The sequence below is a fragment of the Ureibacillus manganicus DSM 26584 genome (genome assembly GCF_000772945.1).
Lineage (GTDB): Bacteria > Bacillota > Bacilli > Bacillales_A > Planococcaceae > Ureibacillus > Ureibacillus manganicus.
Genome location: NZ_JPVN01000046.1, coordinates 1 through 12520, shown reverse-complemented (window position 1 = coordinate 12520; position 12520 = coordinate 1). Strand labels below are relative to the sequence as shown.

The window sequence follows — 12520 nt, the reverse complement described above, 5'->3', positions numbered from 1 at the left end:
TCGGTAAAGGGATAGTTGAGGGATCCCTCAACTATCCCTTTACCGAACTCTAAAAAGCCTATAAATAGATGATCCTATCCCTTTGCCGAACTTTATTGATTGACCTAACGATTTTTATTACGGTTTTTAATATTTTAGTAATCTTACATAATTATTGATATTCACATAATATTACTATGATAAAGTTATAGTGGTAAATTAAAAGCCGCCACTGCATTCCTATTGATTAAATATTCCTTCCTCTATTCTCTTCTTCATAAATAAAATAGAGGAGGGGATTAACCCCCTCCTCTAGAACTAATTAAACCCAAAATATATTGTACCTCTTTCACTGAGATCTACCTTTGCAGTTATTTCGTACTCATATTCCTCCTTACCGCTAATGGTGATTTTATCCATTAGAAATAGCACTAATTTCCTAAATTCTGGTTCGCTAAAGTCATAATCAAAACCCGTTATTTCTTTAGTAATTTCCTTAAAATTTTCTACATCACCGTATGATAAATATAACTGTTGCTTTGCTTTCAGTTTTTGTTCTAGGTCTCTTTCAAAAAGTTCAATTTTCTTCTGCACAGTTATTCTATATTGAACTAAAGCGTGTTGTAGTTCATCTGGCTCAGGATTTTTCTCCATCATGATTTTTTGTTTATTTTCAACTTCCTTCAGTTTGTCAGTGTGCTTATATAATTCATTTTTGTATGATTTAATACAAGCTTCAATTTCGCCAATTTCATTTTGTATATTCACCATAATGTCCCTTTGTAGCTCATCTTTATTCCTTGCAAGATACTGATAGTGCCAACCGCTTAAAACATCTTCAATTAATTCCGTGTGCACCCTATTTACTTCCCATTTTTGTTTGCAGCTTGGACAAATATAAACCCTATCACCATAGGGCGTTCCGTCCTTTCTCTTTTTTCCAGATGTGTAGTTTTTCCCTCTAACTTTAACATTGCATAACTTGCATTCAAGAATATTAATAAACAAATATGGTGTTATATATTGATTTTGTGTTACATTGCCCTTCTTTTTCCTCTCATAAATTTCCATGCAGGATTTCCAAACTTGTTCACTTATTATTGCGGGAATTTTATCACATTTCCCCATTGTCCAGTCTTTTTGGTCTCTAATTGAATTTCCTGAACCAGGTACGATCCTTTGACTCGTTGTAATCCCTGCATAGAATGGATTTGTTAGTATTGATTTTATCGTTTCCGCTACCCATTTCCCCGTTCCATGCCCTAAAGCTTTTGGATGTTTTTCATTCATAATGCTTGTAATCCGTTTAAAACCATACCCTCTTGAATATAAACGAAATATTTCTTTTACTTTATCAATTTGAAAAGGAATTGGCTTCATTATGCTGTTCCCTTCATCATCAACATCATATTCATATCCATATGGTAAATTTCCGCCCAGCCATTTCCCTTTTGCAGTATGGGAATTGTAGTAATCCCTAGTTCTAATTCTTGTATTTTCTGCCTCAAGAGAACTTAGACCGATGTCGACCATTATTTCAGTAGGGCTATCGGTTGTATATAATTTTTCGGATTCCGTTAAAATAATTGGTATTCCTAACTCCCGAAACTCACCCCACAGTTGCATATGCTGATCTATTTTTCTAGCTAAGCGATCGGCTTTGTAAACTAGGACACAATCAAAATTTCCTATTCGTGCCTCCTGACGAAGGTTTTCTAGTTGTTCTCTTTTATCAAGTGTTTTCTTGAAGGCTGAAACATTCTCATCAACGTACTCTTTTATTATGGTAATTGAATGTTTATTCGCATATTCCTCACAAATATAACGCTGGGTCTCAACATTTTGTCCGTCTGTTGAATGTCTTCCGTAAAATACAGCTTTTAAACCTTTTGTTTTCAAAAACTCAGATAAACTCACCCGACCACCTCATTGGTTTCTAAATAGGGATGTTTAAAAACCATCCTTACCGTGAAATTGTCAACTAAAATTTCATGAATTAAGTCTTTTACTAGAATGCACTTCCTTGAAAAAGGCAATTTCCCCCACGATCCCTCATTAATAATTTCATCCTTTATTTCTTTAATGGAGTTAGGTACTTCAATGAACTTCTGTCTTTTTACCTCAATTTCAAATAGCTTTTCTTTAAGATTCTTTACATCCCTAGAACACTCCATAACTTTTTCTCTTGTGGAATCATTGTCATTTTTAATCCATTTATTTACTGCTTGTGTCAATTTATCTTCCGCGCTTTGTAGCTCTTTATCTAAGCTATTTTTCACCTTTGACAATTCAGCTAAGTTTCTCGTAAGATGCGAAGAATACAATTTATCAAAATGTGTATCTAATAATTCACTAAAAAAGGTTCTTGCCTTCCGATAAACTAGATTTTCAATTTCCAATTGTTCCAATTTGATATTGTGTTCTTTACACTCATAGGTTGCGATGATCTTTCCATTCTTTGTTCTTTTATGATTGATCAATGGCTTTCTTGACATAATTATTTTGCTTATTTCCTGTTCATTCAGACGGTTCTGTTCACAAAGATCGCAAAATATTAATTCAGACAATAAATAATTAAAATTTTCTTTTGCTCTCATTGGCTTTTTCCTATCTTCAATTAATTCTTGTGCCAAAACAAATTCATCTGGAGTGATAACCGCTAACTCTTCAACCGAACGCGACACTTCGCGGTTATCAAAACTGGCAACTCGAATCCCCATATAGATTGGGTTTGTAAGGACATCCGATACATTATTCCTAGTCCAATCATTTTTCCCTCTTTTAAGACCGTCTTCCTTTAATTTCTGGGCCAACTTTTCCATATTTCCATACTTGTCAGTATTCCATTCCTGAAATATGAATTTAATAATCTTAAGTTCGTCTTCATTTCTAATAATTTTCGTTTTATCTTTATCAGTGGAATAGCCAAAAGGCAAATGGCCAATACTTTTACCCCTAAGAAAATTGTTTAATTTAGTATCCGAAATTCGTAAATTGATTTGTTCCCCTTCCCTTTGATTCATTACCCCTATAAATAATTCCATTAGTTCCCCAAAAATATCGAAACGCATTGGAGGTTCATTTTCTGCGATGAAATGTACATCCACACCGTGTCGCATAAAGAGTTTGTATAATTCAAGATGCTCTTCTACTTTTCGTGCCAACCGATCCCTTTTATAAACAAGCAATGTTCCAATTTTCCCAATCCTGATATCTGTCATCAACTGTTTCATTTGGGGCCTTTCGTTTAATTTGTTTTTTCTTGCCGAAACGGCAGGTTCTGGATATTCGATATCAATCAGAATCCCTTTTTTTAGTGCATATTGGTTGATTTCATATTGCTGCGTCGTAACAGATTCTTCTTGAAGTTGCGTCGAACTTCGATAATAGGCCGCTGTTTGTTTCACTCTATACTCCTTTCATTAAACGTCGTTTTTTCCCCCTACCCTTTATCTTTATTCAAACAACGCTCTGAAAATTGCCTTTTTGTAATTTCCATTAACAACTTCATCCATTCATTCGCCGCCTCTGGGTCGTGAACATATTGGATTGATGTTAATCTTCCTTTTACTTTCTTTGTTTTAGCCATTATTAATAACCTCCTTTCTTTGTCCTCTAGAAGGACTTTGCTTAACTTTTATCGAAATAAGGACAAACAATGTGCGCATAAGCTAAGTCTAACTGTGCATCATTTTTAAATTTGAATATTTAACTAATGGAGGTACATTCATGCTGCAAAATCTCGGACCACTAATTCGGACTTTACGTACCAACAAGGGAATCAGTTTAAATGCATTCGCAGAAAAATTGGATGTTTCACCAGGTTATCTCAGTAATTTGGAGACAGGAAAAACGGATACGATTCAATTATCACTTCTTGAAAAATTGCAAAAAGAATTATATGTTTTACCGCTAAATGCTGGCACATCGGATGAATTAGAATCTCGACTCAATCATGCCCTTGAACAATTAAGAGAATTAGAAAAACTTAATCCAGATGCAGCTCAATATTTGCTAAACACCTTCGAGCGAGGATTAGAGCTTTTATTGAAAAATTAGATTACAGGAACATTATTGACACTTTTTAACAATATCATTCACTACGGTGAACAACACGTTTACAATAATGAATAAATTTCAAAAAAAAGGAGAGTCTAACCAGTAGTGGTTGGACTCTCTTTCATTGTTTCCACAGAAACATCAACAACTTTGCTGGAGTCTAAATTAAGCTCCTTATTTAAGAAATGGATAGCTGAACAACACCTGACTTTCTTTTCCCAAAGCAGAAAAAATCGTTTTATTTTTTCTTGATTTGCCTCATTTAAGTCTGATATTGCATCGAAGCCAACATTTCCAAACCTGAAGCTAATTTTTACATCGTCCATGCAATCCCCCTTTATACATGTCTATGCGGTCGATACGAGGAATTGAATTGGACAACCCTATTTTCTTTTATTAATGATTTTTACTGTTTTCTCATATAAATGGACAAACAGGACTTGGAGGAAACTTAATGAATGAATTTTCATTAGAAAATGCTAGGTCGGTCGCACTTTATTGTCGTGTGTCAACCGACGAGCAGGCACGAGAAGGAGTTTCATTAGATGAACAACAGGACCGTTTAAAAGCATATTGCCGAGCGATGGGCTGGGATGAAATTCCTCTCCTATTTATTGATGATGGATACTCGGCAAAAAACTTAGATCGTCCACAACTAAATAAACTTTTAAAAGAGGTGGACAAGGGAACCATTTCCAGAATCTTGGTTACGAAACTCGATCGCTTAAGCAGACGCTTATTGGACTTGCTGAAACTGATTGACACATTTCAGGATCATAAAGTTTCTTTTATATCTATTAGTGAATCATTTGACACAAATACCCCTTCTGGTCGATTGACACTTCAAGTTCTTGGAGCTGTTGCTGAATTTGAACGTGAAAGAATTCGTGAACGGGTATTTGATAATATGCTACATGCAGCTAACCAGGGTAAATGGCTTACGCAAAGCCCATACGGCTATGACCTTATCAATAAAGAACTTGTCATTAATGATACTGAATCAAAAGTGGTAAAAAGAGTGTTTGATCTTTACCTTCAAAAAGGATTTGGGTATTACAGCATTGCAAAACAGTTAAATGAAGAAGGTATTCCGTCAAAACAAAAAAAAGAATGGTCGATTCGTTCCATCAAACTTATGCTTACGAATCCTGTTTACAAGGGGACATTGGTTTGGAATCGAATTGATAGGAGTAATCAAAAGCAAGTAGAAAAAGATGATGAGGAATGGGTAGTGGTTGAACATGCCCTCCCTCTAATTATTGATGAACATACTTGGGAGGCTGTCCAAAAAAAAATCCCTGGCAAAAAAATTCACCCTCGGTCCAAAACGAGCCCACATTTACTTGGAGGATTATTAAAATGTGGCAGATGTTGTGCTGCGATGAGTATCAGTTGGATGGGGCCGAAAACAAAAAGAAGGCGTGTTTACCGCTGTTCAGCTAATAAGAATAAAGGTACCTGCACAAGTAAATGGTACAACGCTTCGGATGTAGAAAGTTGGTTTAAACGTGGATTACAACAATTATCCAAATCGATTAACCAATCCTATGTTATTATGATTGCCAGTCAAGTAAAAGAAGAAGAAAAAAGAGAAATACAGCAACAAATACATTCTGCAAAGAACCGTTACAAACGTAAAGTAGAAGCCTATACAGCTGGCTTAATTGAATTAAAGGATTTACAAGCAGAAAAGGACAGAATGGAAAGACTAGTAGAAGAAGCAAAAAATCGAGAATCAACCACTTCCGTTAACACTTCGGAGCTTGAAGACAAGGTTAACAAAAAAATTGCGACTGTAATTGATGCAATCGATAATCTTCCCGTTGTCGAAGCTAAATCCTTAGTCCAAACACTGGTAGAGAAGGTTGTACTATATGAAGAAAAAAATATCGAAATTGTACTATTAAACCCATCGTAGGAGTGAACAACATGAAATCCATTACTATTATGGATATGTTAGTAACGAAATCTTTTAGCAATATTTTAAAACTAAAATGCGAATTAATTAAACAAAAAAACATGGGGATGATCTTTTATAAAGAAGACATTAGTAAATTGCCAATTGATCATCCTTTTGAATTCTATTTTTATTTGACCAAAGGAACAATCTTATATCAAAATGCTTTTCCTATTCCAGCTAATCATTATAAGCCTTGGATGAGGAAAAATAACAATATACAGCATCTGTTACCGTATTTTCAATCCTATTATGAAACTGAATCCCCTTTCGATTCATTATATTTTGAAAACCTCTCCCTTTTTAAAGGGAGAAAATTCGTTTGGTTTTATAAAGGAGGTATATCAGATGTCTCATAATTGGGTTCCTCTCGATATTCCTTTAGAACAACATCCAAATTATCCATTAATTATGTATTTATCGCGACAATTCCTAATCGATCCTATCATAGGGCATTACTTATATCTACATGGGTTTAATAATGAAGAGAAACTTAAAAGATTCTTGGAGCCTAACATTGTGGAAGATCTGCATGATCCATTTTTAATGAATGATATGAAAAAAGCAGTAATTCGTATAATCAAAGCAATTAAACAAAAGGAAAAAATCCTGATTTTTGGTGATTACGATTGTGATGGTATTACCTCTACATCACTCCTATATTTAGCTTTAAAGCAATTTAAGGGTGAAGTAACCTATCGTTTACCCCTAAGAAGTGAAGGATATGGGTTGTCGGCACATGCCATGAAGCAAGTAGATACAGATATTTCACTTGTCATAACAGTCGATAATGGAACAAGCTCACACGAAGCAATGATGGTAGCAAAGGAGAAAGGGATTGATGTAATCGTAACTGATCATCATGAAATATTAGGACCTTATCCGAACTGCTATGCATTTATTAATCCTAAGCGTCACGATAATAAATATCCATTTACCTCTCTCTCTGGTGCTGGAGTTGCACTTAAAATGGTACAAGCATTATATCTAGCGGCTAAACGAAAGTTTGATGTAGAGTTCCATTCATACTTAGAGTTAGCCACGTTGGGCACGATCGCAGATTTAATGCCCATCATAGATGAAAATCGTGTTATTTGTTCTTTAGGCTTACGGAAAATGAATAATGAGCCTCATCCTGTCTTTAAAAGAATTTTTGAAAAATCATTTGTTAAGGTTGTTGACAGTTCTACAATTGGTTTTACACTTGGACCAATCCTCAATTCTAGCGGTCGAATTGGAGACCCCAATATTGCCGTTGACATTTTAACAAAAGCGGAAATAAAAGAGGCACAAATAGATTCCTTGATTCATTTAAATACCAAACGAAAGGAATTAACAAATCAACAATTTATTTTGGCTGAAAATCAGATTAAACAAAGGCAACTTTACAATGATAAGGTTATTGTTGTATTTGATGATTTTCATAATGGAATTATCGGCATTGTTGCTGCCAAAATTACAGAAATGTACAAAAAGCCTTCGATTGTTATTTCTACAACTGGTATAGGATCTGCTAGAAGTGTTAATGGGAGTGGTTTCTCTATAATAAATGTAATTAATAATTCTTCCGAACTGTTAAAGAAGTACGGTGGGCATCAAGCCGCGGCTGGTCTCTCCATTACACCTGAAGAAAAACAAATTCATCAATTCCGAACTGCAATTCTACAAGCCGCAGAAAACGAAGTGTTCAATAGGCCACCGTTAACCTACATCAGAAAGATGGAGATTCAAAATTTTTATGAAGATTTATTTGATAGCATCACATATTTAGAGCCATATGGGATAAACATTCCAAAGCCACTTTTTTATAGTGATTCTAAGAGGAATCCATCAACTAGTGTCTTCGGGACAAATAGTGAACATATGAAGCTAACTTACCGAAAGAATGAAGCAATTGCTTTCAATAAAGGATCTCTAAGCCATCTTATTTCGAGAAACAGACCCGTTCATGCCCTATATTCAACTTTTTGCAATAAGAAGAAGAATTTTCTAATACACTCACTTAAAGTGGAATAATAAAACAGTGGCTAACTTTTAGTCATTAGCCACTGTAATTTCGAGTTCCTCTTGATAAGGTTTTAGGCCACTGTGTTTTTCAAAGTAGTGCAAAACTGCATTATTAATAAGCCTTTTTTGTTGTTTATAAACCTTCTCGGTAAAAGGACAAGTTATTGATCCGTTCTCAGTAATTAGATTGGATTTTATCTTTCCATTTTTAAATATTCGTTCATAAACACTCCATAAGTGTTTTTCGATTATACCTTTCTCCAAATTGTGTTCTATACTTGATACTGTTTCTTCACTTAACTCTTTAAATTCTTCAAAGGATAACTCCTTTTTTACGGTATTTCCCTTCTTGGTTTCGTGATCGCCTTTAATTTCTATATCTGCCTTTTTTGATGATAAATCCTTTAGTTTTTTATTTTCATCATCAATAATTTTGAACAATTCAGATAACGTTTCGATATCATCAAGTAGAACGTTGTTTTCTTCCTTTAATCCATTATATAGTTCAAGTGTTTCAATTAACTCCATTTCCAATATTTGTTTCTCTTGTTGTAGGTCATTCAATGCATTCTCAAGACTCAATACACGCTCACGTAGTCCAACATTTTCGGTTTCAATTAATTGCAGGTTTTTATTTAGAATTTCTTGAGTTTCAGTGATATTCTCTTCCTGAAATTCAGGTTTTAGCTGCTTCACATAACTTTCATAAATCTGCATAATTGATGGTAATCCAGGGCGTTGTTCCTCAATAAATTCAAACAACTCGTCCTCTGAAACCCTGTATCCCTCTTTGCGATTTTCACTTCTTATTCCTTGAATCTTTCCTTCCCGAATCCAACGGGCCACCATCTGTTGTGAATCAGTTATATAGTATTTTTGCAATATGGCAAGGACTTCATGAACATTGTATTCTCTTATGCTATTATCCCCCTCATAACATTACTCTTGTAACTATATGAAATAATTCCTTAAAAATAACTGTAATTTAAATGCTATAAAAGGTTAAATGTAGGTTCACTTTAATTCCACAGTTAGGAAATTCCCCCCTTTTGCTTCCATTGACAGAGGATATACGAGAGTGGATTGCAAAACGGATTTATCTTCACTGGAACCCGAAGATGTGGCGAGATTGATATTGAAAGTAAATGACCACGCCACCTCGGTCAATAAACTAATGACAAAAAGGAGCTAATCAGCAAAACGGGTTCGGTTGATGGGGAGAAAACAATAAAAAACACAGTGTTCGGGGACACAATTAGCACAAGATTTAGCAGCATCGCATAAATTTATGTGTCTTTGTTAATTCCATTGTTAAAACACTTGCTACTTGCTTATTGCATATTGGAAAGGAGGAAGATGAGAAATCTATGCTAAAATAAATTAAAGATTGTGAAATGATGTTCTTCAACTAACGGGGCAGTTTAGTAGAAGAATCGTATGTTAAAGTTAATTGTAGATGATAAAAACTTTAATGAAGCGAGTTAACTGAAAGGAGTAGAGATATAATGATAAAACAAAAAATTTTAGATTTTCTATTTAATGAAAATAGGTACAGATTTACGAAATTTTTGTTTATACCACTATTTTTTATAGTAGCAATCATTATAGGTAGTAACCTTAGTGACTTTAATCAAGTTTATATCGTTTACTATGTTCCTGTATTAACACTTGTTTTGATAATATCTATAATTAAAATAACATGGTACAACAAGAAATATAACATTAAGACACGTATTACCGATAAGGTATCGCCCTTAATAATGGTTTTATTCATAATGGTTTTTTTCTATGTTGGATTATTGAATATGTAGTTTAACAATTTTCTTCTTCAACTAACGGATGCATTTCTTTAAGAAGGGGATATACCTGTTCGATGAAACTTATAAATGGGGGAATTTGATTGTCCACTGAAATTCTTAAACAAAACAAAAAAAGCTGGGATAAAGTAGCACATCATTTTAATGGAAAGGATGCATTACCAAGTTACGGTCCTTTTGCACAAACTGAAGACGAGTTAGGACTTTTTGATGAAATAATAAATAAAAAAGTTCTTGATATTGGTTGTGGAAGTGGTCATTCATTGAGATATATGGCAGATAGAGGTGCAAGTGAACTTTGGGGTATTGACTTATCGGATGCTCAAATTAAAGTAGCAAAAGATACTGTTAGGGATGTAAAAGCCAATTTATTCTGTGCACCAATGGAAGAGGACATTGGAATACCTAAGCAATATTTTGACGTAGTTTATTCCATATATGCTATTGGATGGACGACAGATCTTGCCACTACTTTTGGGCTTATCCATTCTTATCTGAAGCCTGGTGGGTACTTTATATTTAGTTGGGATCATCCGCTCTACGCTCATTTAAAAAGTCAGAACGGTCAAATCTATCTTGATGGATCCTATCAAAATGAAGGGGTTATTAAATATTCAAACTTTAAGGGAGAAGATGCACCAGTTGTTATTCCTAAAAGAAAGATGGCAACTTACATAAATGAGCTAATAAGAGCAGGCTTTACAATTGAAACTGTCATCGAAAGTGATGTTTCAGCAGGATTTGAAACAGTTGGTGAAGAAATCTCTGATCGCTACTATTCTCTATACAAGGCAAGGAAATTTCCGACTACTATAATCATCAAATCCGTTAAAGGATGATCTTTTCTTATTGAACAAACGGGGCAGGTTAGTTTAAGAATCGTCTTTAGCTCTTATAGGGCAGTTTGTCGAACAACTCTTTTAAAGGAAATTGGATATTAAAGTGTTGAAGCAAATAATTGTATAAAGAAATTCAATAAATTTCCTTAAATGACCATTTGCTTTATTATCTGAATAATATATAATAACTTTTAATTAATCGAATTAGATTTAAATTCTATAAAGAGAAAGAGTACGTTATTGTTTCTGTTCTAAAGAGAGCTGGTGTTTTGCTGAAAACCAGTGTTCAGATAATAACCGAAAATCATCTCCGAGAAGTAAAGCCGAATGTTTAGTAAGCTTTATCGGGTTCCTCCGTTACAAGGGACAACGTATGATTGTACGTTTGTAAAGGGTAGTAAAATGTTATTCAAACATTTTATTAAACAAGAGTGGTACCGCGAGTTTCAATCTCGTCTCTTACTGAGACGGGATTTTTTGTTTTTTAGGATGTTTTTACAATAAAAATTTAAGAAAAGCAGGTGAAGGCGTAATGAAGACGCTACTATTTGTAACAGATTTATATTATGAAGCAAAAGGAAGAAAGTATTATGAAGAGGATTTATTTCTAACTTCTAAACTTAGAGAAGCCTTTAATTTGGTTATCTGTCATCCTGAAGATATTGAAGCATTTGAAGATAATGTTGATTTAATTGTTTTCCGAAATGCAGGTCCAGTCGCAAATTTTAAAGACAAATATGAAGCATTCCGCAACCGAATTGTTTCTAAATATTTAAACACATATAATTCGTTTGATGGGAAGGCTGATATGAACGGAAAAAAATATTTAATTGAACTAACAAATGCTCATTTTCCTGTTATTCCAACGATTGATACCCTTGATTCCCTAAATAAACTCCCTAGTGTAGACAGGTATATCGTAAAGCCGAAAGATGGAGCAGACTCTATCGGGATGGAATTTGTTACAAAAGATGAACTGAGTGAAAAAGTTAATTCAGAATCGAAAAATACCTTGGTACAACCATTTATCAATTTTGAATATGAAGTCTCATTTTATTTTATCGACAAAGAATTTCAGTATGCTCTTTATGCACCAGATAAAGATAAAAGATGGGAATTGAAAGAGTATATAACTACGGAAGAAGATTTAGCTTTTGCTAAACGTTTCATCGACTGGAATAATCTTGACTGGGGGATTCAACGAGTTGATGCCTGTCGAAGCGAACAAGGGGAGCTTTTATTAGTCGAATTAGAAGATTTAAATCCCTATCTTTCCTTATTAGAATTATCTGAAGAGACACGTCAGAACTTTGTAGAAGCAATGAAAAAATCATTACAAAAAGCTCTTCAGATTTAAATTTTTACTGTTCTTATAGAACTATACCAGGATAATATAATATCTTAGTTATTCCATTGTAGGGCATCTTTTTGTAATGCCTCAACACATTTAAGAGAATAGAGCTTGTTAGGGTAGGAAAAGATTGTGAAGATTTTCACTTAAACTAACGAGGGCTTTAGTTCAACAAAGATTGTAAAATATTTCAAAAAAAACGCTCAGATCTGAGCGTTTTTACTTGTTTTTTTGCATAGCTATTTCACTGTTGAAATATATGCTGATTAACCTGTTAATTCCATTGTTAATTGCACTTTTCTCCCCATCAACCAAACCCGTTACAATTAGCAGTGCTCCTATTTATTATTTATTGCTAATTTCTATTCGACTTCCTTAATAATTTTAGTGCGATTTTCAATGTGATTTTGGAAATTGTCCACCTAAAGAGAAAGCGTTATTATCATAAATTGGTCACTTTTTCTTATACCTAAGGTTTAAATATTTGAACACCTATGCGATAGGAAGCCCA

The 12520-nt window shown here is 34.0% G+C and carries 11 protein-coding genes and 1 other annotated feature; of the genes, 6 read left to right on the top strand and 5 right to left on the bottom strand.

Going from position 1 to position 12520, the window contains the following annotated elements; all coding sequences use genetic code 11:
- Positions 1-297: 297 nt before the first annotated feature.
- Genes CD29_RS18820 through CD29_RS20555 form a run of 3 tightly spaced genes read right to left on the bottom strand, consistent with a single transcriptional unit; the run spans position 298 to position 3568 of the window.
- Complete coding sequence (locus CD29_RS18820; protein ID WP_036190438.1) at positions 298-1896, bottom strand: recombinase family protein; 1599 nt, start codon at positions 1894-1896, stop codon at positions 298-300.
- Positions 1893-3386, bottom strand: coding sequence for a recombinase family protein (locus CD29_RS18815; RefSeq protein ID WP_036190435.1), 1494 nt, complete (start codon positions 3384-3386; stop codon positions 1893-1895). The genes CD29_RS18820 and CD29_RS18815 overlap by 4 nt, the downstream gene beginning before the upstream one ends.
- 35 nt (positions 3387-3421) lie before the next feature.
- Complete coding sequence (locus CD29_RS20555; RefSeq protein WP_169716208.1) at positions 3422-3568, bottom strand: hypothetical protein; 147 nt, start codon at positions 3566-3568, stop codon at positions 3422-3424.
- 140 nt (positions 3569-3708) lie between these two features.
- On the opposite strand from CD29_RS20555, the gene CD29_RS18810 reads away from it, so the two are divergent.
- Entirely contained in the window at positions 3709-4038 is a 330-nt protein-coding gene (locus tag CD29_RS18810; RefSeq protein WP_036190432.1) for a helix-turn-helix domain-containing protein, read from the top strand.
- Positions 4039-4133: 95 nt separating this feature from the next.
- On the opposite strand, the gene CD29_RS18805 is transcribed toward CD29_RS18810, so the two are convergent.
- Entirely contained in the window at positions 4134-4364 is a 231-nt protein-coding gene (locus tag CD29_RS18805; RefSeq protein ID WP_036190429.1) for a hypothetical protein, read from the bottom strand.
- 128 nt (positions 4365-4492) lie between these two features.
- Here CD29_RS18805 and CD29_RS18800 point away from each other — a divergent pair, with 128 nt between their 5' ends.
- The 3 genes from CD29_RS18800 to recJ are packed head-to-tail and all read left to right on the top strand — an operon-like array spanning position 4493 to position 8011.
- Positions 4493-5956: a recombinase family protein gene (locus CD29_RS18800; RefSeq protein WP_036190425.1), complete on the top strand. Its 1464-nt coding sequence runs from the start codon at positions 4493-4495 to the stop codon at positions 5954-5956.
- Positions 5957-5967: 11 nt separating this feature from the next.
- A complete protein-coding gene (locus CD29_RS19820) occupies positions 5968-6354 on the top strand; it encodes a hypothetical protein (protein WP_052124257.1) in 387 nt (128 codons plus the stop codon).
- Positions 6344-8011 (top strand): single-stranded-DNA-specific exonuclease RecJ, encoded by a 1668-nt coding sequence (gene recJ, locus CD29_RS18790; RefSeq protein WP_036190423.1) that lies wholly within the window; start codon positions 6344-6346, stop codon positions 8009-8011. The genes CD29_RS19820 and recJ overlap by 11 nt, the downstream gene beginning before the upstream one ends.
- Before the next feature lie 18 nt (positions 8012-8029).
- Here recJ and CD29_RS18785 read toward each other — a convergent pair whose 3' ends face one another.
- A complete protein-coding gene (locus CD29_RS18785) occupies positions 8030-8884 on the bottom strand; it encodes a helix-turn-helix domain-containing protein (protein WP_036190420.1) in 855 nt (284 codons plus the stop codon).
- 1018 nt (positions 8885-9902) lie between these two features.
- Between CD29_RS18785 and CD29_RS18775 the strand changes: the two genes are divergently transcribed.
- Positions 9903-10658: a class I SAM-dependent methyltransferase gene (locus tag CD29_RS18775; RefSeq protein WP_036190416.1), complete on the top strand. Its 756-nt coding sequence runs from the start codon at positions 9903-9905 to the stop codon at positions 10656-10658.
- Positions 10659-10868: 210 nt separating this feature from the next.
- Positions 10869-11121: a binding site (T-box leader), on the top strand.
- A 69-nt stretch (positions 11122-11190) separates the two neighbouring features.
- Positions 11191-12015 (top strand): ATP-grasp domain-containing protein, encoded by an 825-nt coding sequence (locus CD29_RS18770; RefSeq protein ID WP_036190413.1) that lies wholly within the window; start codon positions 11191-11193, stop codon positions 12013-12015.
- The last annotated feature ends 505 nt before the right edge of the window (positions 12016-12520 follow it).